Annotated in this window: 14 protein-coding genes; 8 read left to right on the forward strand and 6 right to left on the reverse strand. The window is 57.4% G+C overall.

The annotated features are described in order from the left end of the window. Window positions 1-22: 22 nt before the first annotated feature. Together ACFO6X_RS00820 and ACFO6X_RS00825 are read right to left on the reverse strand one after the other, a co-directional pair. A complete protein-coding gene (locus ACFO6X_RS00820; RefSeq protein ID WP_382429083.1) occupies window positions 23-721 on the reverse strand; it encodes a Crp/Fnr family transcriptional regulator in 699 nt (232 codons plus the stop codon). Between the two features lie 6 nt (window positions 722-727). Next, entirely contained in the window at window positions 728-1,894 is a 1,167-nt protein-coding gene (locus tag ACFO6X_RS00825; protein ID WP_382429085.1) for an acyltransferase family protein, read from the reverse strand. Window positions 1,895-2,025: 131 nt separating this feature from the next. On the opposite strand from ACFO6X_RS00825, the gene ACFO6X_RS00830 reads away from it, so the two are divergent. From ACFO6X_RS00830 to ACFO6X_RS00865, 8 genes are all read left to right on the forward strand, one after another. Continuing rightward, the gene (locus ACFO6X_RS00830; protein ID WP_382429087.1) at window positions 2,026-3,471 is read left to right on the forward strand and encodes a FecR family protein; all 1,446 of its coding nucleotides are present in this window, start codon (window positions 2,026-2,028) and stop codon (window positions 3,469-3,471) included. Next, window positions 3,472-5,478, forward strand: coding sequence for a CHASE2 domain-containing protein (locus ACFO6X_RS00835; protein WP_382429089.1), 2,007 nt, complete (start codon window positions 3,472-3,474; stop codon window positions 5,476-5,478). Beyond that, on the forward strand, window positions 5,456-6,889 hold the full coding sequence (locus tag ACFO6X_RS00840; RefSeq protein WP_382429091.1) for a tetratricopeptide repeat protein: 1,434 nt from the start codon (window positions 5,456-5,458) through the stop codon (window positions 6,887-6,889). The genes ACFO6X_RS00835 and ACFO6X_RS00840 overlap by 23 nt, the downstream gene beginning before the upstream one ends. Window positions 6,890-7,168: 279 nt before the next feature. Then, window positions 7,169-10,558 (forward strand): beta strand repeat-containing protein, encoded by a 3,390-nt coding sequence (locus tag ACFO6X_RS00845; RefSeq protein ID WP_382429093.1) that lies wholly within the window; start codon window positions 7,169-7,171, stop codon window positions 10,556-10,558. Between the two features lie 415 nt (window positions 10,559-10,973). Then, window positions 10,974-15,656, forward strand: a complete 4,683-nt coding sequence (locus ACFO6X_RS00850; protein WP_382429095.1) for a beta strand repeat-containing protein — start codon at window positions 10,974-10,976, stop codon at window positions 15,654-15,656. 98 nt (window positions 15,657-15,754) lie between these two features. Further along, the gene (locus tag ACFO6X_RS00855) at window positions 15,755-16,405 is read left to right on the forward strand and encodes a class I SAM-dependent methyltransferase (RefSeq protein ID WP_382429097.1); all 651 of its coding nucleotides are present in this window, start codon (window positions 15,755-15,757) and stop codon (window positions 16,403-16,405) included. A gap of 9 nt (window positions 16,406-16,414) precedes the next feature. Beyond that, window positions 16,415-17,674, forward strand: coding sequence for a glycosyltransferase (locus tag ACFO6X_RS00860; protein ID WP_382429099.1), 1,260 nt, complete (start codon window positions 16,415-16,417; stop codon window positions 17,672-17,674). A 136-nt stretch (window positions 17,675-17,810) separates the two neighbouring features. Next, complete coding sequence (locus tag ACFO6X_RS00865; RefSeq protein ID WP_382429101.1) at window positions 17,811-21,086, forward strand: Ig-like domain-containing protein; 3,276 nt, start codon at window positions 17,811-17,813, stop codon at window positions 21,084-21,086. 42 nt (window positions 21,087-21,128) lie between these two features. Here ACFO6X_RS00865 and argB read toward each other — a convergent pair whose 3' ends face one another. Genes argB through ACFO6X_RS00885 form a run of 4 tightly spaced genes read right to left on the reverse strand, consistent with a single transcriptional unit; the run spans window position 21,129 to window position 25,109 of the window. Next, window positions 21,129-22,022 carry an acetylglutamate kinase gene (gene argB, locus ACFO6X_RS00870; RefSeq protein ID WP_382429103.1) on the reverse strand — a complete coding sequence of 298 codons (894 nt, stop codon included), beginning with the start codon at window positions 22,020-22,022 and terminating at the stop codon, window positions 21,129-21,131. Between the two features lie 48 nt (window positions 22,023-22,070). Continuing rightward, window positions 22,071-23,171 carry an MraY family glycosyltransferase gene (locus ACFO6X_RS00875; protein ID WP_382429105.1) on the reverse strand — a complete coding sequence of 367 codons (1,101 nt, stop codon included), beginning with the start codon at window positions 23,169-23,171 and terminating at the stop codon, window positions 22,071-22,073. Beyond that, window positions 23,168-23,938, reverse strand: a complete 771-nt coding sequence (locus ACFO6X_RS00880) for a glycosyltransferase (RefSeq protein WP_382429107.1) — start codon at window positions 23,936-23,938, stop codon at window positions 23,168-23,170. Before ACFO6X_RS00880 ends, ACFO6X_RS00875 begins: the two co-directional genes overlap by 4 nt. Next, a complete protein-coding gene (locus ACFO6X_RS00885; protein ID WP_382429109.1) occupies window positions 23,925-25,109 on the reverse strand; it encodes a zinc metalloprotease in 1,185 nt (394 codons plus the stop codon). Before ACFO6X_RS00885 ends, ACFO6X_RS00880 begins: the two co-directional genes overlap by 14 nt. Between the last annotated feature and the right edge of the window lie 94 nt (window positions 25,110-25,203).

Genomic DNA, 25,203 nt, shown 5'->3' on the forward strand with positions numbered 1-25,203 from the left:
AAAAACCGCAGGCAGGGCAGGCTCACGCCTTGGGCGGATCGGCCCGGCCTTCGGCAATATCTTTAAGTAAAACCGGCTGCGTCAAGCGCAGGGCGTTGCCCTCGCGCACCAGCACCTTGTGTAAAAACAGCAGTTGAAACGCCCGCGTCACCGTCTCGCGGCTGGCGTTGATCATGATGGCCAACTCCTGGTGTGTGGGTGGCTGCTCGATCTCGGCCACCCCGTCTACCATGCGCTGAGGCAATTGTAAGATCAGCACGCACAGGCGTTGAAACGGGTTGGGCAGCCCCAGCAGTGTGCGCTGCGCCATCACGGTGCGCACCCGCTGCGCCAGTCGCACCATCACAGCTTGGGCCAAGGCGGGGTGGCCCAAAATCAGTTCTCGGGCCGCAGTGGCATCCAAAAATGCCACCGTAGACTTGACCGCCGCCACCACAAACTCCGAGGGGGGCTGTCCATCCACCAGCGACAACTCGCCAAAGTAGTCGCCGGGATCGACAAAGTACATGCCTACGCTGCGGCCATCCACCGTAAAGTCCACGCCTTGCAAGCGCCCGTCCACCAAAAACCCTAGCTCCTGCACTGGGCTGTCTTTGCTCATGACCATGCCCCGGCGGGCAAACTGGCGCAAATTCATGCGTGTAGACAAAGGCTCCAGTGCCTCGCGTGGCAAAGGCTGGAGCAATGTGAACTGCGACAACAACTGGAGTGAGACAGGCATGGGTTCTCAAACCATTCGGGAGTTATCGCACAGCAAACGTTGTAGCCCAGTAGACACACGCACACGCAGCGGAGCCTCAAACCACAAATAGGCTCCCACTGACAACACGATCAGGCCCAACATTCCCACCATCACTATGGGCAGAGAGGCTTGGCCCGGCCCCACCCAATGCAGTGCCATGCCCAGAGGCAGCCAGTGCAGCAAATACAGGGCATAACTGGCATTGCCCAGCAGTACCAGAGTAGGACTGCACAGCCACCGACCTATTGGGCCTTCATCTAGGGCAACGCTCACAATCAGCAGGGCAAACAGTGGTACATACATAAAATACGACACCAGCAATTGGGTTTGCAGCGGCAAAGGGGCATCTGTCCAGACGTTGGTTAGCCACGCAGTCCCCACCAGCAGCAGCCCCACCACCACCGTCCACCCGCTTTGATGGCGGTGCCAACTGTGATGACGGCGCAGCATTCTGCAACACAGCATGCCCACGACAAAAGGCAACAAGCCCAACAGGGGCAGGCGGCTGGCAAACGAGAGCATGAGTGTTTCCTCATGGCTCCACAGGGGCCATCCCACCAGATACAGCCCCACCAAGAAGCCAAAAAATACCAGCACCCCCGCAAACGACTGGGCAGACCCTGAGAGCCAGTGGCGCTGCAACAGCCACGGAAAACAGGCATAAAAAAAGAACTCGGCAGAAATGCTCCACCCTGGGGCATTCCAGAACTGCTGTACCGACTCATTGGGCACCCATGCCTGCAAGGCCAGCATATTCAAGGCCCAACCGACCACCCAGTCGGTCGTATGTTGGGGCGCTGGCCCCAAGGCAATGGCTGGGCTAAACAGCCAATAGGCCAGCCCAGTGAGGAGCAACGCCAGCCAATACAACGGTGCAATGCGTGCCACGCGGGTAATGGCAAACAAGGTGCCATCCAAGGGCTGTTGGGTAGGGCGTCCCGTAGGGGTGGGCGTGTCTTGGTGGGTGTCGTAGCGCCAAGTCAGGACAAAACCACTCAAAATAAAAAACAAAGTGACGCCATGCCCTCCCAGCTCAAACAGAAATTGTGGCCCCATCTGTGGTGCCAAGATATACCAATGGCACAGCAACACCCCCAGCGCAGCCAAAAACCGCAAACCGGTCAGTTGTTCGATACGGGAGGCACTCAACATGAAAACCAAGCCAATGGATAAAAAAACGGGAGTTAAAAAGGTATAGGGGGCGAGGCTAGCCTAGGACTGCAAACATTGCGTGTGATGCGGGTCACGCGCACATGTGGTGCTTTGCGTAAAAATTGGCAAACATGAAACACTACGCCCATTTCGCTCCTTTGTCTGTGCTGGTGCTCGGTCTGGGTGCCAGTGGGTGGGCTTGTGCCCAAGCCATTGTGGGAGAGGCCACGATGGTGATTGGTGTGGCCAGTGCGCTGGGCAGCGATGGTGCCCAACGGGCGCTCGAGCGCGGTGCGGTCATTCGGGTGGGAGATCGTATCCAAACCAGCGAGGGCGGTCATGTGCTGTTGCGTTTTGTCGATGGTGCCCGCCTGAGCGTGCGCCCAGCCAGTCGCCTGCACATCGAGAGCTACAGCCACTCTGCAGACCAGCCCCGGCAAGGGGCCATCAAGTTCCGCCTGGATGAAGGCGTGGTGCGCTCCATCACTGGCGCTTGGGGTGAGGCCGCCCGTGAGCGGTTTCGCCTCAACACCCCTGTGGCTGCCATTGGTGTCAAGGGTACAGACTTTATTGTCCGCTCCCATGCCGACACCACTGCCGCCACCGTCTATACCGGTGCCATCACCGTGGCCCCGCTGTTGGGCGACTGTAGCGCCAGTGTAGGCCCCTGCTTGAATGGCAGTGAAAAACTCCTCACTGCCGACATGAAAGGCCAAATGTTGGAGCTGGCCCGCAGCCAGAGCGCCCCTGTGCTGGTAGCCACAGGGCCATTGCCCCACCCACCCATGCGCCCTATGGCGCGGGCACTCCCCGAGGCAGGCGTAGCCACCACTACAGCCCATGCGGCAGATGTGGCCGCCTCCCCCGAGCCAGCCAGCGCCAAAAGCCTGGCCAACGAGAATTTGGGTGCCACCGTGGCCGCCTATGTGCCACCCCCGCCGCAGGCACCAGCGCCTGCGCCCGCACCGGTGCCAGTGCCCACACCAGCTCCGGCACCAGAGCCGGTGCCAGTGCCTCCCCAGATCTCCGAGCCTGTGCTGCCGCCAGTGGTGCTGCCGCCACAAGTCAACCAGTTGGCCTGGGTGCGCTATAGCTGGGTTAATAAACCCGACAGCGACACCTTTACCCACTCCCTGCAAGATGCGCTGGCCGCCGGGCTAGAAAAGGTGGCAAGCAGTGCTTCCTATGTGCTCTACCGCGCTCCCGGCGGCAACACTGCATTGGCAACCAACAATGCAAGCGAGCCAGTCGTCAATTTCCGGCTGGCCGATGCCACGGCGCATCTCTGGCGCGGCATTGGCCGGCCCGCAGAAGCTGTAGAGGTTGTCAATGGCAGCCTGACGGTAGACTTTAGCCGCAGCACCTTTGGCACCCAGTTGTATGTCAACAACGTCCGCATTGGCACCCAAAACGTCAATGCCAGCGGCACCGTCTTACCCAGTGGCCTGTTGCAGGCCACGGCGGGCAATGCCACCCTGGCGGGTGCCCTGACCCCTGATGGCCGCGAAGCAGGTTACGCCTTCCAAAAAGCCATAGGCTCCGACATGTTGCAGGGCGTCACCCTCTGGGGCCGTTAAGTGCGCTATTTCCGACAAATCCAGCGCCACGGGGTGTTTTTGGGGGGGCTGCTGCTGGCGAGTCTGAGCTGGCTGGCCCTGCAATTGCTGGCGGCTCCGTGGTTGCAAGCATTAGAAGAGCGCACAGGCGATTGGGCTTGGGCTTGGACGGCAGAACACACCCAAGAGCGCCGCTTGGTGGTGGTAGACATAGACGAGCGCAGCCTCTCTGAAATCGGCCCGTGGCCTTGGCCCCGTGCTACCCAAGCCCGCTTGGTGGAGCAACTGGCCCAACTGGGCGCCCGCCAGCAAATTTTGGATGTCGTTTTTACCACCCCCCGCCCTGACGATGCCGCGTTGGCCCAAGCCATTGCCCAGCACCAGCCGGTATTGGCGCAAGTGTTTGCACTGGAGCAGGGGGGAACCCCCTCGGTGGGCCAATTGGCAGGTGGGCTAGACTGGCCCACCTGCCCCGCGCCCTTTGGGCAGGCACAGGGTTATTTGGCTAATACAGCAGCCTTGTTGTCGCAGCCCCCCTTGGGCAGTGGCAGCCCTTCCACCACGCCTATGTCTGTAGGCCATATCACCCCACGCATTGCCCGTGATGGAATTTTGCGCCACCAGCCCGCCATCATTTGCATGGGCAGCCGGGCCTACCCGGCATTGGCACTGGCAGCACTGATGCACGCCGGTGCCGAACCCCGTCTGAGCCTGCAACGCGGCCACTGGTTGCAGGCACCTTGGCTGCTCACGGGCAATCCCGTGCTAGGCGCAGTGCCCTTGAACGAGCAAGGCGATGTGCGCATCCCGTGGCGTTTGCACCCCGACAGCTTTATCAGCTTCTCTGCGGCAGATGTGTTGGCAGGGCGCATTCCGCCGCCACTGGTCGCGGGTGCCTGGGTGCTGGTGGGCAGCAGCGCCTTTGGCCTCAACGACACCATTGCCACCCCCTTTGGGGGTGCAGTCTCTGGTTTGCAGGCCCATGCCCAATTGCTGATGGCCCTGATGGATGGGCGTGTGCCTGCCACCCCGCGTGCTGCCCCGCTGTTGCAAGCTTTGGCGGCACTGTGTGGTGTGGCACTGCTCTATGCCCTGATGCACCCGGCGGTTTTGCCACAGCATGGGCCCGTGTCGCACCGCATGGCCGCCCGCGCCCGCCGCGTGCCAATCTACTTGCTGCCCGTGGCTGGGGCAGGCATTGCTTTGCTGCTGTGGTTGTTGCACGGCGTCTTGCACACCGTGGGCGGCCTGTGGCTGGGTTGGACGGCTCCGGTGCTGTTGGTGCTGCTGGCGGGTATGTATTTGGGGGTGCTGGCCCATGCCCAAAGCCGCCTTGACCGTGACCGCCTCTATGCCCACCTCTCCAGCTACCTGCCCGCTCCAGTAGCGGCGGCACTGGCACTGCAACGCCCCTCTAGCGCCATTGAAGCCCAAACGCGCCAAGTCAGCGTATTGTTTGCCGACATCCGCAACTTTTCTGCTTATTGCGAGGCCCGCCCCCCTGAAGAAGCCGCCGCCGTGCTGCACGCCTTCTTTGCCGCGGCCACCCGTGTGGTACAGGGCCACGGTGGTGTCATCGAGGCCTTTCAGGGCGATGCCATCTTGGCCGTCTGGAACGGCGACCTGCGCCACGGCGACACCGCCAGCAGCACCAACCATGCCCGCCAAGCCTTGCAGGCTGCCATAGAGCTATTGCACACCGTGCAGGGCGTGCTGCCCGACCCAGCCCCTGCCGGGCTGGAGCCGTTGAGTTTGGGCGTGGGGGTAGAAACTGGCCCGGCCATGACTGGCTCTTTTGGGCTGGCCAGCCGCCGCACCCACATGGTAATGGGGCGCACCGTCACCATTGCCAGCCGCTTGGTAGAAATGACGGCGGATTTATCCCACCCCATCTTGGTGGGCGAAGGTCTGGCAGCCCAAGTGGGCGGCGCCGGGTTACAGTCTATGGGCACTTTTTTGTTGGATGGTATGCGCGTACCCCATCATATTTACGCCCACCCACTGGATGCCGAACTCCACGCCCATTAACGCCACCCGCTGCCCTGCCTTACCCCGCTGCGCCTATATGGGTGCGGCTTTGCTGTGGTGGGCCGCTGCGCAGGCGCAGGCACAAAGTGCGGCGGATCACACTCCACCCCCAGCCTCCCCCGCTTGCACCAGCCCTGCACTGCTCAGCACCCTAGATGCCGATGCGCTGGCCACCCACCTGCAACGCTGCTATATCCACCCGGTGTATCTGGCCCGTTTGGGCCACTTGTATAACCTGCAACAACGCTACACCGAGGCCGTAGACCCCTTGGAGCGTGCCCTGCTGTTTGAGCCAGACAACCCCGACACCCAGCTGGACTATGCGTTGGCTCTGGCGGGCCACGGTGACACGGCCTCGGCCCTGAACTTGGTGCTGGCCTTGCAGCAGCACCCCCAACTGCCCCCCACCTTGCGCCAAGGCCTGCAAAAAACCAGCCAACTTTGGGCCAGTGGCGCTGGCGCGGTGCCTGCACAAGGCACCCGTATCAGTGCGGGCGTGCGTTTAGGCCATGACAGCAATTTGCTGGGGGCACCCAACTTGGGCAGCATCACCCTGACCCTGCCCACAGAAAGCATTACCTTGCCAGTGGATGCCAACAGCCGCCCCCGCCCCGGCTGGTTTACCCGCACCGACCTGCGCCTGCACCATGTGCGCGTACAGGCTGATGGCAGCCGTTGGGAACTACAAGCGGCAGCCCTGCAACGCAACAGCCCCCGCCTTAACACGGCCAACAGCACCCAGGCCGAACTGCAACTGGAACACATCCGCCCCGCCACGGCTGCGCGCGCAGGTGTCTTGGCCCCTGCCACTTGGGGGCACTATGCCAGCGCCACCCTAGCCACCTTGCAAAGCCATGCAGGCACCCGCTACACCAGCCAAGGCATGAATGCTGGGGTAGAACTGCCCCCTGCCAGCACCATCACCGGCCACTGCGCCCTGCGCTTGGGGTTGGAGTGGCAAAACCGCCAATTGCACAGCAATGCGGTGCTCTCGGGCCACTACGCTGGCATCAGCAGCCAATGGGGTTGCACCCTGCCCAGTGGTGGCTTGTATTGGCAGCTGACGGCCCGAGCTGGGCAAGACCGCCCCCACGACACCACCCGCCCCGGAGGCGCGCAAGACCAATACAGCCTGCGCGCCCATGCCAGCGTTGCCAGCAGTGCTGCTACCACTTGGCTGCTGGATGCCGAAGCCAGCCACAGCCGTGATGCCACCGGATACAGCCCCCTGCTGCTGAACTACCGCCGCCGCACCACCAGCCGCCTTACGCTGCGGGCCGAGGTGCAACATGCCCTGACCCCCCATGTGGCGGCACTGGTGGGTTTGGAGGCCGTAGCACAAAGCGCCAGCCTGCCACTGTTTGCCCTGCACAGCCGGGGTGGGTATGCTGGGTTGCGGGTGCAGTGGTAGGCTAGGCTGCCTCTGGTCGCTCCCATCTTTTCTGCCTTGTCGCCACTGCCGCGCACAACCTGTGATCCCGGTCACGCATCTGGGCGTGGTGCCCGCGCTACACTGCCCCCCAAGTTGGCTAAACCCGCGTTGTTCAGGTGCATTGCTTTCCGGCACTGCGTGTGATAATGCCTTGGCAAACTTGGTAAGGTGGGGTTTTGCTGTGGCTGGTGTACCAGCCCCCCAAGGCAGGCCCTCTTTAGCAACTTGTTTTCATCCGAAACTTCGCAAAGGAAGACCATGTCTCAAACCGTATTCGGCGCAGAAGCCGTCGTTACTTTCCTGAACCGCGCGTTCAACAACACTGCTCCCGGCAACCTGATCTTCCAAAACCAGGTGGCTGCTGCTGGCACTTCTTCTGCTGGTCAATACGCTTTTGCTGCGCAGTTCGGCCAAAGCTTCTCTAGCCTGAGCGATGCCGATCTGGCCACCAAGGTGCTGGGCAACATGGGCGTGTTGCCCAATGCCGACTTGGTCACTGCCCTGACCGACTACTTCGCCTCCGTGGGCAACGATGCCCGTGGCATCGTAGTGCTGCAACTGGGCCAAATCTTGGCCAACTTGGAAGGCGCTACTGGCGATCTGGCTATCTTCGCTCCCGCCGCTACTGCCTGGAACAATGAAGTTACCCTGTCGTTTGAATATTCGACCAACCCCGCCAATACTGCTACGGTAGATCCGCTGCTGGACATGGTCAAGCCTGTGGCTACAGCCCCCACAGCCACCGTCAATTACAACGAAAACCAAGTAGCCGACGCCGTGCTGGCCACCGTCACTGCCAGCGATAACGTCAGTGTCACTGGCTTTGAAATTTCCGAAGGCAACGATGCTGGCTTCTTTGCCATCAGCGCCGACGGCAAAATCACCCTGACCACCGCTGGCCTGGCCTCCACCGCCAACGATGCAGACGACACCGGTGCCGCTGCCGCCAACACCTTCACCCTCAAGGTCAAGGCTGTGGACGCTGCAGGCAACAAGTCCGACGCCGTTGAAGTCAAGCTCGAAGTCAAGGATGTGGATGACACTGCCCCCACCCTGACTTCTGCTGTGATCGTGGGCACCACTGCCACCCTGACTTTCAATGAAGACCTGCAAGGTAGCCCTGCCGTGGCCGACTTCAAGGTCAAGATCGCTGGCGGCGCTGGTGAAGTGACCATCAATAAGGTGGAAGTGCAAGGCAAGTCACTCGTTCTGACCCTGGCTTCAGCCCCCTCCGCTGGCCAAAGCTACACCGTTGACTACACCGGCACCAGCCTGACCGACAAGGCCGCCACCCCCAATGCCCTGGCCGCCATCGCTGCCGCCGCCTTGGTGACCGACGTGACTGCTCCCACCTTTGCTGCGGGCCAAACCATCTCCTACAAGGAAGGTTTTGCCGATGACGCCGCAGATGTGCTGGGCACTGTGGTGGCTACCGATGCCACAGGCGTGTCTACTTTCAGCATTGTGTCGGGCAACACCGAAGGCTTCTTTGCCATCAGCAATGAAGGCAAGCTGACCCTGACCGCCGCTGGCTTGGCAGGTGCTGCCAACGACTTTGAAACCCTGCCCAATAGCTTCACACTGGGTATCAAAGCCACCGACGGTGCAGGCAATGCCACGACGCAAAATGTGTCCGTGACCGTGACCAACAACACGGCCGACGACGCTGCTGCACCGCTGGAACTGGCCCTGACCAACCAAACGGATGCCAAGGCTGGCGAAAGCGGCGATGACACCTTCATTGGTGACAACGCCTCGGTGCAAGCGGCTGATGTGATCGATGGCAACGGCGGCAAAGACACCGCCCGCCTGACCTTTGCTGCCGGTGCCGATGCCACTTATATTCTGACCTCGCGCGAAGTTGAAACCTTCAAGGTGCAGAACGCTAACACAGCTAACGAAGTGGTGTTTAACGCCATCAACGTAACTGAGTTGGAAAACCTGACCAACAACAACAGCACCTCCACGCTGACTGTGACCAACGTGGGTGCTAATGCGGCTATCGGTGTGGTCGGTGGCAATACAGCAGCCCCTGCTGACTTGAAGGTGACTTACCAATCTGGCAAGAACACTGGCACTGCCAAGATCAACTTGGAAGCAGCCCGTCTGGACGTGTTGGATATCACTGATGGTTTCTCGGCCTACGAAGTCTCCACGACTGGCACCGGTGCTAGCACCATCAATGACTTCCAAGTGCTGACCGATGGCAATGCGGATGGTGATTACGATGATGGTGGCGAACAAGCCAACTTGGCCAACCTGCGCACCATTACTTTCAAGGGTGACAAGCAACTGACCATCACCAATGAAATCGAAGGCGTTACTACCTTCACCGCCACTGACAACTCCGGCGGCGTGCGCGTGGTGCTTGACGATGGTGCAGGTATCAATGTGACTTTTGCTGGCGGTTCGGGCAATGACCGTGTGGATGTGCAAGGTGCGAACCTGACCGCCAATGACAAGCTCGATGGCGGTACTGGCACTGATACCCTGCGCATTTCAGAGGCTGTCACAGGTGCCTCTACTCTGTTGACGACCACCAACGCCGCGAATGTTAAGGGTTTTGAGGTGTTGGAAGTGCGTGCGACGGTGAATAACAGCCCCATCTATGATGTGGATAGCATCATCGCCAACAATGCTCTGACAGGTTTGACGATTTCGGGTGGTGAGACTACTGCTGGTAACACTTTCACAGTCAATAACCTGAATGCAGGTGCCTTGGCTAACATCAAGCTGGAATTGACTGACGAAACCGACCACATTACGCTGACTGGAAAGTCGTTCTTGGCTGGTGGTGTTTCCGATACTGCCACCATTGAACTGAACAATAACAGCGGTGTAGTAGGTACGGGTGTAGATGCCGATGGTATCGATGTCGGAACTCTGACTTTCGCTAATTTGGACGTGCTTAACCTCAAGTCCACCAGCGATGGCACTCCAACCAAAACCATTGGTGGTGCAGAGCAAAACAGCATCACTTCCTTGGCTGCTTCCGATTTGGAAAAAATTGCTATCACTGGCGACGAAGCGATTTCTCTCGCCACTGCTGCAGGCACTCTGCCGACTGAAATTGATGCATCTGGCCTGAACGGTGCTGCGTTCTCTGTTGACACAAGTGCGTCTGCTATCGTCTCGTTGTTGGTTAAGGGTACTGCCCAAGACGACACTATCAAACTCGACAATGCTGCGACCCTGACTTCTACTCTGTATTTGGGTGGTGGTACTGACACTGTGACTGTTCAGGGTGGTGGTACTGCGGCGCATACGCTGAAGTTTGATGCTACTGCCCTGAATGCCGGTGATGTCAAGGCCGGTAATGCCAGCACCGTTACCCTGACAGGTGTTGCGGCTGGTGATACCGTGACCTTGGACTTCTCGGCGACTCTCGAAGGTTTGCTCAAGAGCGGTGGCGTGGTTCTGGGTGCATCGGCTGGTAACGTCAACATCCATGGCACAACCCTGAGCGCCACGACTAACGTTGCTGCCGCACAAGCTGGTGGCAATATGGTCGTACAAATTGACCTGAACGGTGACGGTGCTTATACCGCCAGTGCTGACTACCAAATCACTTTGGTGGGTACGGGTACGAACGATACCTTGGTGTACAACGCTGCTACCGATGTGTTCACCTTCACTGTCGTGGCTTAATCTTTCTCGTAAGTTGGGTTGCGTGTAACCCAACATTGCGCGGTAATCAAGCCACACACCACCGGGTTTCATAACTCGGTTTGTGTCTGCCGCCTTATCCCTTCGGGGGTAAGGCGGTTTTTTCATGTAGGCATTGATGTGGATTGAATGGGATAGGGTAGACGTGTAACCTAGCCTATGCGGTAGGGGTGAGGTTTGGGCGGAGGTGTTCCCCAGCAACACTCACAAAGCTTGTATCTTCCAAGCCACGACAACGGTATCGCCGTGAGTGTAGACAAGGACATTGTGCAAGGTGCCATGTGATAATGGTCAAGCAAGCCAGGTGGGTGTTTTGCCAGTGGATGTTGTCATAGTCCGCATAGGCAATCCCTGTGGATCAACTTGTTTTTACCCGAAACTTCGCAAAGAGAGACTCATGTCCCAAACCGTATTCGGCGCTGCCGCCGTTGTTACTTTCCTGAACCGTGCGTTCAACGATACTACCCCCGGCAATTTGGTTTTCAAGAACCAAGTCAAGGCGGCAGGTGCTACTCCAGCCAGTCAGTACGCCTTTGCTGCACAGTTCGGTCAAAGCTTTTCTAGCCTGAGCGATGCCGATTTGGCTACCAAGGTGCTGGGCAACATGGGCGTGTTGCCCAATGCCGACTTGGTCACTGCCCTGACCGACTACTTCGCCTCCGTAGGCAACGATGCCCGTGGCGTCGTGGTGCTGCAACTGGGCCAAATCTTGGCTAACTTGGAAGGTGCGACCGGCGATCTGGCCATTTTCTCCGCTGCGGCTGCTGCTTGGAATACTGAAGTAACCGAGTCCTATACCTACTCGATCAACCCTGCCAATACAGCCACTACCGATCCACAGAGTGATACAGTCAAGCCTGTGGCTACAGCCCCCACAGCCACCGTCAATTACAACGAAAACCAAGTAGCCGATGCCGTGCTGGCCACCGTCACCGCCAGTGATAACAAGGCCGTGACTGGCTTTGAAATTTCCGAAGGCAACGATGCTGGCTTCTTTGCCATCAGCGCCGACGGCAAAATCACCCTGACCACCGCTGGCCTGGCCTCCACCGCCAACGATGCAGACGACACCGGCACCGCTGCCGCCAACACCTTCACCCTCAAGGTCAAGGCCGTGGACGCTGCAGGCAACAAGTCCGACGCCGTTGAAGTCAAGCTCGAAGTCAAGGATGTGGATGACACTGCCCCCACCCTGACTTCTGCTGTGATCGTGGGCACCACTGCCACCCTGACTTTCAATGAAGACCTGCAAGGTAGCCCTGCCGTGGCCGACTTCAAGGTCAAGATCGCTGGCGGCGCTGGTGAAGTGACCATCAATAAGGTGGAAGTGCAAGGCAAGTCGGTCGTTCTGACCCTGGCTTCGGCCCCCTCCGCTGGCCAAAGCTACACCGTTGACTACACCGGCACCAGCCTGACCGACAAGGCCGCCACCCCCAATGCCCTGGCCGCCATCGCTGCCGCCGCCTTGGTGACCGACGTGACTGCTCCCACCTTTGCTGCGGGCCAAACCATCTCCTACAAGGAAGGTTTTGCCGATGACGCCGCAGATGTGCTGGGCACTGTGGTGGCTACCGATGCCACAGGCGTGTCTACTTTCAGCATTGTGTCGGGCAACACCGAAGGCTTCTTTGCCATCAGCAATGAAGGCAAGCTGACCCTGACCGCCGCTGGCTTGGCAGGTGCTGCCAACGACTTTGAAACCCTGCCCAATAGCTTCACACTGGGTATCAAAGCCACCGACGGTGCAGGCAATGCCACGACGCAAAATGTGTCCGTGACCGTGACCAACAACACGGCCGACGACGCTGCTGCACCGCTGGAACTGGCCCTGACCAACCAAACGGATGCCAAGGCTGGCGAAAGCGGCGATGACACCTTCATTGGTGACAACGCCTCGGTGCAAGCGGCTGATGTGATCGATGGCAACGGCGGCAAAGACACCGCCCGCCTGACCTTTGCTGCCGGTGCCGATGCCACTTATATTCTGACCTCGCGCGAAGTTGAAACCTTCAAGGTGCAGAACGCTAACACAGCTAACGAAGTGGTGTTTAACGCCATCAACGTAACTGAGTTGGAAAACCTGACCAACAACAACAGCACCTCCACGCTGACTGTGACCAACGTGGGTGCTAATGCGGCTATCGGTGTGGTCGGTGGCAATACAGCAGCCCCTGCTGACTTGAAGGTGACTTACCAATCTGGCAAGAACACTGGCACTGCCAAGATCAACTTGGAAGCAGCCCGTCTGGACGTGTTGGATATCACTGATGGTTTCTCGGCCTACGAAGTCTCCACGACTGGCACCGGTGCTAGCACCATCAATGACTTCCAAGTGCTGACCGATGGCAATGCGGATGGTGATTACGATGATGGTGGCGAACAAGCCAACTTGGCCAACCTGCGCACCATTACTTTCAAGGGTGACAAGCAACTGACCATCACCAATGAAATCGAAGGCGTTACTACCTTCACCGCCACTGACAACTCCGGCGGCGTGCGCGTGGTGCTTGACGATGGTGCAGGTATCAATGTGACTTTTGCTGGCGGTTCGGGCAATGACCGTGTGGATGTGCAAGGTGCGAACCTGACCGCCAATGACAAGCTCGATGGCGGTACTGGCACTGATACCCTGCGCATTTCAGAGGCTGTCACAGGTGCCTCTACTCTGTTGACGACCACCAACGCCGCGAATGTTAAGGGTTTTGAGGTGTTGGAAGTGCGTGCGACGGTGAATAACAGCCCCATCTATGATGTGGATAGCATCATCGCCAACAATGCTCTGACAGGTTTGACGATTTCGGGTGGTGAGACTACTGCTGGTAACACTTTCACAGTCAATAACCTGAATGCAGGTGCCTTGGCTAATACCAAGCTGGAATTGACTGACGAAACCGACCATATTACGCTGACTGGAAAGTCGTTCTTGGCTGGTGGTGTTTCCGATACTGCCACCATTGAACTGAACAATAACAGCGGTGTAGTAGGTACGGGTGTAGATGCCGATGGTATCGATGTCGGAACTCTGACTTTCGTTAATGTGGACGTGCTTAACCTCAAGTCCACCAGCGATGGTACTGCTGCTGCAACCGAGCAGAATTCGATTGCGACATTGGTTGCGACTGATTTGGAAAAGCTGGTGATCACTGGTGATAATGCTATTGCGATCACCACCGATGCCACGACCACTGGCCTGACGGAAGTGGATGCCAGCGGTTTGGTTAACAGCAGCAGTGACATTGGTGCCACGGTCAACCTGAGCGCAGACGTTACTGGCGGTGGCGCGCTGCTGATCGGTTCGGCGCAAAACGACTCGTTGACTGGTACCGGCAATGGCACTACCTCTGGCGATACCTTCCGTGCAGGCAAGGGTAGTGACACCATTGTGGTTGATGCAGGTGCAACGGCACAGCGTGATGTGTTTGTGTATACAGCAACAGCTTTGGGTACAGGTGATCTGAGTGCAGGCGATGTGGACACCATTTATGGTGTCCAAGGCGTGGGTGCTTCTTTGGGTGCAACTAGCGATGTCATCACACTTGACACAGCAGTGTTGAACGCTTTGAAAGTGACTGGTACGGTGCTGGGTAGTGCAGGAGCCAATGTAGCGATTGGTTCTACTTTGAGTGCCACTACTAACATTGCTGCGGTAACTAATGGTGCGGATCTTGAGTTGCGTTTTGATCTGAATGGCAATGGTGCCTACGATACCTCCAGTGACTTTGCTATTAAATTGATGGGTCATGCTACCAATAGCGTGACCTATGATGCTGCGACCAAGCTGTTGTATGTGAGTTCTTTTGCGACTGGAGCCACGCTCGGCAATGACACACTGGTTGGTGATGCAAGTGCCAATCGTATTGATGGTTTGGCTGGTAACGATACGATCAGTGCAGCTGCAGGTAACGACACCTTGATTGGTAGTGCAGGAAATGACTCCATGACTGGTGGTGCGGATGCTGACACTTTTGATATCACTACGACGGCAGCAGATACTGATGAAATTACCGATTGGGGTGTGGGTGCAGACGTGCTGTCAGGTACTGCATTTGCAGGTCAGACGCTGAAAGTCACAATTGATAATGCTTCTACCCTTGCTTTTGATGCTTCAACGGCCTTTGCAACCAACGGTATGGTAAGTGTCACTGGTGGTAATGCTAACGATACCATCACGGGTGGTGCAAACAGCGATACCTTGAGTGGTGGTGCTGGTACCGATAGTTTGGTGGGTGGTGCTGGTACCGATAGTTTGGTGGGTGGTGCCGGTAATGACACTATCACTGGTGGTACTGGTAACGATACCATGACTGGTGGTGCTGATAATGACACTTTTATCATTACTACTACAGCAGCAGATACTGATGAAATTACCGATTGGGGTGTGGGTACTGACGTGTTGTCAGGCACTGCATTTGCAGGTCAGACGCTGAAGGTCACAATTGATAATGCTTCTACCCTTGCTTTTGATGCTTCAACGGCCTTTGCAACCAATGGTACGGTAAGTGTCACTGGTGGTAATGCTAACGATACCATCACGGGTGGTGCAAACAGCGATACCTTGAGTGGTGGTGCTGGTACCGACAGTTTGGTGGGTGGTGCTGGTGTTGATGTTATCACTGGTGGTGCCGGTGCCGATACCGTCACAGGCGGTACAGGTAATGACATCTTTGTGTACGAGACTGTGGCTGATTGGAGCGTGACTGAAACTATTACCGACTACGGTACTGCTGCTCAAAACACGACTGCTCTTGACAATGCACCAATCGCTGGTCTCAATGGTGATGTGTTGCGTTTTGACTATAGCAATATTGCTGCGATCACCGGTTTTGTCGGTGTGGCTGGTAATTTGGTCACTACCATTCCATTGACAACAAACGGTTCTACCTTGCTTGCTGGTGCGCTTGTTCAAGGTGCTGGTGCACAGGTTGCAACCGCAGCCTTTGCACAGTTCTTGTACAACAGCACAACAGGTCTTTTGTCTATCGACGTTGACGGTACAGCAGGTGCCACAGCAGTGGTTGACATTGCTTTGATTGGTACTGGTTTGACCTTGACCGGAACTGACATTCTGTTTGTGGCTTAATTTTCTTCGTCAACATTTCTCATCATTTTGAGGGGTGTTGATAAGAAATAGTCTGGCCTCTGCCATCTTGTAGATGGCAGAGGCCTTTTAATTGGATCGTGAATCCGACCATTAGAAGGAAATTGAAAGTGCCAATTTTTTTACATGTTGGTTGTGGTCAAAAACGTAAAAATCAAACCACCCCAGGATTTTATAAATCTAATTGGCATGAACTGCGTTTTGACATCGATGAATCTGTTCAGCCTGATCTATTAGGTACCATGACCGACATGACAGCGGTGGCTGATATTTCTGTCGATGCTGTTTATTCAAGCCATAATATAGAGCACTTGTATCCCCATGAGGTGCCCGTTGCGCTCAAAGAATTTTTGCGGGTGCTCAAGCCAGATGGTTTTGCTATTATTACTTGCCCCGATTTAAAAAGTGTGTGTGCCTTAGTAGCAGAGGGGAAATTGTTGGAGGCAGCTTATACATCCCCAGCTGGCCCGATTGCCCCCATAGATATTCTGTACGGTTATCGTCACTCTATGGCTCAGGGTAATCTCTATATGGCCCACCGCTGCGGTTTTACGCAAAATGTGCTGGATGGTACCCTGCGTGCCTGCGGTTTTCAAACGGTTGCCAGTATGGCCCGTGGTCGGGCACCGTTTTTTGATTTATTTGCGGTGGCCAGCAAATCTGCCCGTACCGAGGCCGAGATGCGAGCACTGGCCCAAGCGCATTTTCCGCTGACTTCTCCTAAGAGCTGACCACTCGCAATGAAGATTCTTTTTATCCACCAAAACTTCCCAGGCCAATTCAAGCATTTGGCTCCTGCCTTGGTGCAGCAGGGCCATGTCGTGCTGGCGATGACTATGCAAAAGGTGCAAGCCAGCTATTGGCAGGGGGTGCAGTTGGTGCCCTATACGGCCAGCCGGGGTAGCACGCCGCAGGTGCATCCGTGGGTAGTGGACTTTGAGACCAAAACCATTCGGGCCGAGGCTTGTTTTCGGGCTGCCTTGCAACTCAAGGCCCAAGGCTTTATGCCCGATGTCATCATTGCCCACCCCGGTTGGGGTGAGAGTTTGTTCCTGAAAGAGGTTTGGCCCCAAGCCAGGTTAGGAATTTACTGCGAGTTTTTTTACCATCCGCAAGGGGCGGATGTGGGCTTCGATCCAGAGTTTCCGGCCACCGATACCGGTGATGCCTGTCGCCTGCGCTTGAAAAACCTGAACAATCTGCTCCATTTTGAAGTGGCCGATGCGGGTATCAGCCCTACCCAGTGGCAGGCCAGCACTTTTCCGCAGCCGTTTCGCAGCAAAATCACCGTCGTCCATGATGGCATTGATACGGTAACCATTGCCCCCAACCCACAGGTAGCCCTCACGCTCAATACGGCTGCTGGAGTCATTACCCTCACACGCCAAGATGAGGTAGTCACTTTTGTCAACCGCAACCTAGAGCCGTATCGGGGCTATCACACCTTCATGCGCGCATTGCCTGAACTGTTGCAACGTCGCCCACAGGCACGTGTGTTGATGGTGGGGGGGGATGATGTGAGCTATGGGGCCAAACCTGACCCACAGCGTTACGGTGCTGCCAAATGGAAAGATATTTTTGCTGCCGAGGTACGCCCGCGTATCAGTGATGCCGATTGGAGCCGAGTGCATTTTTTGGGCCATGTCCCGTACCAGCATTTCATTCCGCTGTTGCAACTCAGCACGGTACATGTGTACCTTACCTACCCATTTGTGCTCAGTTGGAGCCTGCTAGAAGCCATGAGCACCGGTTGTGCCATCGTTGCCAGCAACACCCAGCCCCTGCATGAGGCCATCATGCAAAATCAAACAGGCCGTTTGGTTGATTTCTTTGACCCAGCCGCTCTAGCCAACGAGGTGTGCAGCTTGCTGACCGACCCTATCACCCGCCAGCACCTAGGTGCCAATGCCCGCTCATTTGCCCAGCAGCATTACGATTTACAAACTGTGTGCTTGCCTAGGCAGTTAGATTGGGTACAGAGTTTGGTTTTGAAAAAATAGAGGTTTGCCATCGCAGATGGGGTTGCGTGCCACCCAACGTTGCCCAGCATGTAACCTTGTTGAGTCCTTGTCTTAAATTTAATTATAATGATATCTATTCTCATTTGTGTTAAGTTTCAATAAGTGAAGGAAGTTCATGTCTCAAACCGTGTTTGGTGCCGCAGCCGTTGTCACGTTCCTCAACCGTGCGTTCCACAACACCACGCCTGGTCATCTGATCTTCCAAAACCAAGTCAAGGCCGCTGGCAGCACAGCAGCGAGCCAAACCGCGTTTGCGGCCCAGTTTGGTGCCAGCTTTGCCACTTTGAGCGATGCTGCCTTGGCCCACAAGGTATTGGGCAACATGGGAGTGTTGCCCAATGCGGATCTGGAGGCCGCTTTGGTTGAACGCTTTGCTGCTGTGGGCACCGATGGCCGTGGCTTGCTGGTCTGGCAGTTGGGCCAAATCTTGGTGGGCTTAGAGGGGGCTGGGGGCAGTCTGGCCGCTTATGCCCCTGCGGCAGCTGCTTGGAACCATGCCATCACGCAGTCTTATTTGTATTCGGTAGACCCCACCAATACCGTAGCAATCGATCCGCTGGCCGACATGACGGCCCCTGTGGTCAGCAGTGCCACTTTTTCTTATGCCGAAAACCAAGCCGCTGGCTATGGGGTGGGTACGGTGGCAGCCACCGACGGGGTGGGTGTGACGGCCTTTGAAATCGCCACCGGCAACAGCAGTGGCTACTTTGCCATAGATGCTGCAGGCAACATTACCCTGACCGAAGCCGGTGCGGCGGCCACTGCTGCTAACGATTATGAAACCGCCCCCAATGCCTTTGCCCTTGGCGTGGTGGCCAAAGATGCGGCTGGCAACACCTCGGCGGTAGCCAATATGGCTATCCAAGTGACCGATGTAGACGATGTAGCTCCCAAGTTGCTGGCCGCTGCGGCGGTTGGCACCACCGTCAAGCTCAACTTTAATGAAGCGTTCAAGGCCGGTGCAATCGTGTATGCAACGGCGTTTAATGTGGTGGATGCGGCCAATACTTCTATTGGCGTCGGGTCGGTCACAGTGAGTGGCTCTCAGGTGATTCTGACCTTGGCGGCGCTGCCTTCTGGTGCAGTCAAGGTGAGCTATGCTGCACCCGCCATAGCAGAGGCGTTGCAAGATGCGGCAGGCAACAAAGTGGCAGACATTGTGGGTCAGCTGGCCGTGGCCGACATCACAGCCCCTACCTTGCTAAGTTCCAATCCGGCCGATGATTCCAGCACCTTGGCCGCCGCCAGCAATTTGGCCCTGACGTTTTCTGAAAACGTGGTGTTAGGGGCTGGCTTCATCACCCTGGTCAACACGATAGAGGCCAGCGATACCCGCACCATTGCAATAACCGATGCTGCCCAGGTGTCTGTGGCAGGTGCAGTGCTCACCATCAACCCAACCGCCAATTTGAAGGTGGGGGCGTCTTACTACGTGAATGTCCCAGCCACAGCAGTGTTTGATGCTGCAGGCAACCCCTATGCTGGCATCAGCAACGTCACCGGGTTGAATTTCACAGTGTTGGTGCCTCCCGTGCCGGGCGAAACCTTGATTTTCACTACGGCCATTGACCTACTCACTGGCACAGCAGGGGATGACACCATTATTGGCGTGTTTTCTACATCGCCGCCCGGCACTTTGAGTGTTGTAGATCGCATTCGTGCAGGGGCAGGCATGGATACCCTCAAAATGTATGGCACCTATGATGTCAGCCAAATGCCTGACACCATCACTGGTGTAGAGGTGCTGCAATTGGTCATTGCGGCCAACGCGGCCTTGGATTTGTCGTCTTCCTTGTACAGCAAGGCTGTGTCTGGCATAGAGAAAGTGATCATTGACGATGCAGTGGCTATCAATGGCCAAACCATCACTACTACCACCGGCCAATCGTTGAGTTTGGCCACGGGCACCACCGGGGCCGGTACTGCGGGGGCTGTAACTTGGTCTGCCAGTTCTACCGATGCGGTGCTGAATTTGGCCCTCAATGGTTACCAGAGCAGTGCCTCGGCGGGTGCTGTGCAAAGCCTGACCGTGAGCAACACCGCCGCCAGCACCGTGCAACTGGCCTCAACGGGGGCCGCCAACAAGGTTTCTACCTTGACCTTGGGGGCACAAACCAGCAAGCTCGTCATTACCGGCGACAAGGCATTGACGGTGAGCACCAATTTTGTGTCGTCTGGTGGGGCTGGTGTGCTCAAGGTGGTAGATGCGTCTGCCAGCACGGGCAGTGTAGGCATCACCGTAGCTGCAGGCACAACGGCTGCTTTTGCCTTTGCGGGTGGCGCTGCGAACGACAGCCTAACCTTGGCAGCCGCCCCTGATGCTGCTTTTGCGTTCTCTGGGGGTGCCGGTAACGATAACCTCAAGCTGGCCGACAATGGTTTGCAGGCGCTGGCCTCGGGGGCGCAACTGGATGGTGGTGCAGGCAGCACTGACAAAATCAGCTTAAACGATGGGGCGCTGCTTGCCAACGAATACACAGCCCTCAATGCGGCTAAGAATTTTGAAGTGCTGGGGTTAATTGCTGCAGTAACGGTGGATGCGAGCCAATTGGCTGGTTACAAAATTTATTCATTGGATGGTAATGCGGCCCAAGTGATCAATCAGGTGGCTACTGGCACTACCGTTAATTTAACCACCAGCCATGCCACCGATATTACGGTGGCTGCCGCTGTGGGGGTCAATGATCTGGCTTTTAATATAGGTGCCAGTACCGTGGGTGGCAATTTAACACTGTCTGGATTTAGTTTGGTGGCCTTGGGCAGCAACAGCAATAGCACCATCAACCACCTGATTTTGCGTGATAACGCCGTAGTGACTATCACGGGGTCTAAAGACCTGACCATCACGGCGGTGGCAGATGCCACTACCACGGGCCACAAAATAGATGGCACAGCCCTGACGGGTAAGCTCAACGTCACGGCCAACCAAGCAGCTTATGCTGCCAATTCTATGTTGGGCGATATTCTCATAGGCGGCAGCAACACCGACACCCTCAAAGCGGGCTTGAACAGCACCAAGCTCACGGGTAATGCAGGTAACGACATTTTTGATGTTTCGTTGGCCGTGGCGGGTGCCACGGCCCATGCCAATATCACCACAATTACCGATTTGGCCAAGGGCGATGCCATTAAGTTTGGCAGCACGGCGGGAGCCTTCACGGCCACCAAGGTGGATTTGAGCGGTGCAGTCTCTGAGCAAGCGGCGCTTGATGCGCTGTTGGTGGGCAATGACAGTGATGTGAAATGGGGGGTGTATAACGGCAATACCTATATCGTTGATGATGTGGGGGCAGGCAACACGATGGAGGCTGCCGATACCATCGTCAAGTTGGCTGGCGTATTGAATTTGAGTGCCAGTACCTTTGCCAGCCAAGTGCTCCTCTTGGCCTGAGGGCATCAGGCAAGCACCCACCCCTGTGGTGGGCGGTGCCCTTTATTGGGCGCGAATCATGGTGCCGTGGGCTTGGCCGCTAAGCACTTCGAGCAGCATGGTGTGCGGGGCGCGGCCATCAATGATGTGAACGGCATTGACGCCCGCCTTGGCCGCATCAAGCGCCCCGGCAATTTTGGGCAACATGCCACCGCTGATGGTGCCATCGGCCACCAAGGCATCAATACGCTGGGGGGTCAGTTCGGTCAGCAGTTGGCCTTGTTTGTCCAACACGCCAGGAATATTGCTGAGCATCAGCAGTTTTTCTGCTTGCAGGGCCACGGCCAAGCCTGCGGCCACCACATCGGCATTGATGTTGTAGCTCTCGTTGTGTGCGCCAAAACCCACCGGGCTGACCACCGGAACCAATCCTGCACTTTGCAGGGTGAGGATGATGCTGGTGTCGATGGCCGTGATGTCGCCTACTTGGCCCACATCGTGGGTGAGGGTGGCATCATTTTGATCAACCAGACGCAGCTTTTGTGCGCGAATCAGGCCGCCATCACGCCCAGTCAGGCCTACAGCCCGGCCACCGGCTTGTTGGATACGGCCCACAATGTCGGCCTGCACTTCACCAGCCAGTACCCATTGCACGATTTGCATGGTTTCAGCATCGGTGACGCGCATACCTTGGATAAATTGGCCTTGTTTGCCTACGCGCTGAAGGGCCGACTCGATTTGCGGGCCGCCGCCGTGTACCACCACAGGTTGTATGCCTGCCAGTTGCAGCAGCACAATGTCTTCAGCAAAGGCTTGTTGCAGTGCTGGATCGGTCATGGCGTTGCCGCCGTATTTGACCACCATAGTTTTGCCCCGAAATTGGCGCAGCGCGGGCAGCATCTGTGCCAGCAGTTGGGCGTGGTCGCGGGGGGCGATGGTGCAAGGGGTGTCGGTCATGAGGGCATCAATCCAAAAAGAAGCAAGGAATGCAAATTGTGCCGCAGCTTAATGACGCAACCATTCTGGCACCTTGAAGCGCACAATGGCCAAATAGGCGGCCACATAACTGACAATGAACAGCAGGCAAAAGCCGATCAGCACCCAGGTACGGTTCCAAAACAATACGGCAGGCACCACCGTGAGCAAGGTAAAGCCCCACAGGTAGGGGGAGGTGCGGTTGTTGCGCATCAACATGCGGCGTGATTCATCGTCGTGGAATACGCTGCGCACAATGCGCCGGTAAATCAGTTGGTGAAAATGCAGTGCATCGGCCACCCCCGGTGAGATACCACGGGCCAGTTTGCGATAAATAGAAAACACGGTTTCCCACACGGGGTAGATCAGCAACAGCATGGGAAACCACGGTGACACATCGGCATTGCGTTGCACCAAGGCCAAGCTGGCCAGCGCAATCACCACCCCCCAGATGTAGGCACCGCCATCGCCAGCAAACAGCATACCGCGCGGGTAGTTCCATACCAGAAACCCTCCGGTGGCTGCTGCCGTGACCACCAGCAGGGTGGCCAGTGCCCGGTCACCTACCTGCAATGCTACATGGGCCAGTGCCAAACAGACGATCAGGGCGACCATGCCTGCCAAGCCGTTGTAGCCGTCAATGATGTTGAAGGCATGGGGCAGGCCTGCTACAGCCAGCAGGGCAATAGCGCAACCCAGCCAAGGGGCCATCTGTAGCAAGGTATCGAGCCAAGGCAGGCCCAGCCGGGCCACGGTGATGTCTAGCAGCACCACTGCCAGCAGGCCCGACAAGGCGGTAAAGGCCAACCGAAACCGCACGGGCAGGCGTTGGGTCATGTCTTCGGCAATGCCACCAATGGCCGCGGGCAGCAGTGTAATGAGCCACAGGGCCGTCCATGGGCCTAGGCCCAAGTTGCCTGGGTCGCGCCAGGCCATTTGTGCCAGCCCAAGCAGCCAGCCCAAGCCAGTGCCTGCCAGCAGGGCCACGCCACCCAACCGGGGCACATGACCAAAATGGAATCGTTGGGGCATTTCATGCCCATACAGTGCAGCATGGCCCCGCAACCAGCGCACGACCAAACCGGCCACGATAACCGCCACCAGAAACGCCACCAAAGACAACCACATCATAGGGGCGCGATCGTACCTGTATTAGGGGCATCTGGGTTGCGGCGTATGGCCTTGTAACTGCTAGAAGACCACAAACGCAACAAACTGCACACATGCCACAGGGTGTGGCGCCAATGCCGTTGGCTGGCCCGTTGCCCAGTATGGATGACCGATACGGGTGCCCGCACCAGAGACAACCCGGCCAGGCGCAGGCGCAGGCACAGATCCACATCCTCGCAGTACATGAAATAGCGGTTGTCAAAGCCCCCCAGTTGGTGCCATACCGCTGTGGGCAAGACCATGCAGGCACCATTGACCCAATCTGTGCGCTGCTCCCGCTGGCCTAAGATGCGCCGCTGCCACAGGGCCGTAGGGGTGGGGAGGGCGCGTTCGCTGTCTTGCACTTGGCCTTGGGCGTCCACTTGCATTGGGTAGGCGCAGCCGGTGCCGGGTTGTGCAGCCGTGTGAACCAGCACGGCAAAGGGGTCTGGTGGGTGCAGTGCAACGTCGGGGTTGAGAATGCAGACAAAAGGTTCGGACACTGTCTGCAAGGCTCGGTTGTGGTTGTTGCCAAAACCGGCGGGCTGGGTGTTGCGCAAAATGTGCAGGGCGAAAGGCCAGCCTTTGGGGGGTGGAGCAGGCTCGGGCTCTGGAATGTTGAGGGTGAGCACCACCCGTGCCACGGTGGCATGGCTATGTTGGGCCAGTTGCCACAACAGCGACTGCACCAGCGGGCCATGCCCGTGGCTGACTACTGAGACGGCCAGCACGGCATCAGGCTGGGACAAACGCTAGCCCCTGGGCACTCAGGCCAGCCAAACCGATATTGGCGGCATTGGTGTCACTGGCGGCTGCCCAAGCCACCAGTTCTGCCGGGGTGTACTGTTGGGCGTCCAGTGCGGCGCTCAAGGCTTGCAGGGTGCTGGTGCTGGGCGTGCTGTGGTACAGCTGGTAGTACAGATGCGTGACAATTTGGGCATGGCTGGGGTGGGGGCCAAGCACGGCTTGCAATGCCAGGAGGTTCAGTGGTGTGCCAGACAGCCCAGAGTCCACGGCATGGAGCACTGCACCCACCCAGTTGGCATGTTCTAGTCCCTCCGCTCCCAGCATCGCGCCTATCAGGCGGGCGGTGGTGCCCGCGGCACCATCCAGGTCAAGTGCCAAGGAGGTGTCGGTAAACTGTAGCCGTTCAATCTGTTGGAGGGTGTCGGTGCCGTCGCGCCCCAGGGTGCTGTCTTGCAGTGTCCAACCAGTGCCCTGGCGGGTGAGGGTGTAGTCGGCCCGCACACCATCGAGCACTACGGTGTCGGTGCCTTGCAAGCCGTCAAAGGCCTCGTTGGCCGAGCTGCTGACCAAGCGATCGTTTTGCAGGGTGCCGGGCTGGCTCAGTGTGCTGTTGGGCAGGCTCAGGGTGGAGCCGTGGGTGGAGTTTTGGCCCCAGGTGCCACCCAGGCCATCACGGCCATAGAGCCAGTCCAAGGTGATCACATCGTATGCTTGGAACACGGATTTGTAGCTGCCACGCCAGGTGTAGGACATGACCGTGTTATCGGTATGGTCTTCTGCGGTTGGCAAGGCATATTCGGTATCGAATGGATGGCCCAAGCCCAGCATGTGACCAATCTCGTGTAGCAACACCTCGTAGCCAATGGAGCCAGCCACAGGCTGTTGGTTGATGCTGGCCTGCTCTACATTGTCGAGATAGACCAAGGTTTCGGCATTCAGTTCGGTCAGGACGTTATTCCAGTCGCTGCGGTAACGGTAGTACGCGGAGGTAAGACCGGCGATGTTGGCCCCTTGCAGGTTGGTGGCTGCAAAATGCACATCGGCCAAGGCGCTGCTGCTGACTTCATTGAAAACAATGCCCGTCAGCAGACTGGCGTGTTGCAAGATTTGGCGTGTGGCTTGCTGTTGGGTGCTGTTGAAAGCGGTAACAGGCTCGGCGGTTTCTCCGTCCATGATGCTGCCGGGGCTGGCATCGAAGGTGTAGTAGAGAGTGTTGCGGCTATCGGGTCAGAAGTTCCAGACCGCCGGAAAGCCGAGCAGGGAGTCC

The sequence above is a fragment of the Giesbergeria sinuosa genome, from assembly GCF_042652905.1.
Taxonomy (GTDB): domain Bacteria; phylum Pseudomonadota; class Gammaproteobacteria; order Burkholderiales; family Burkholderiaceae_C; genus Simplicispira; species Simplicispira sinuosa.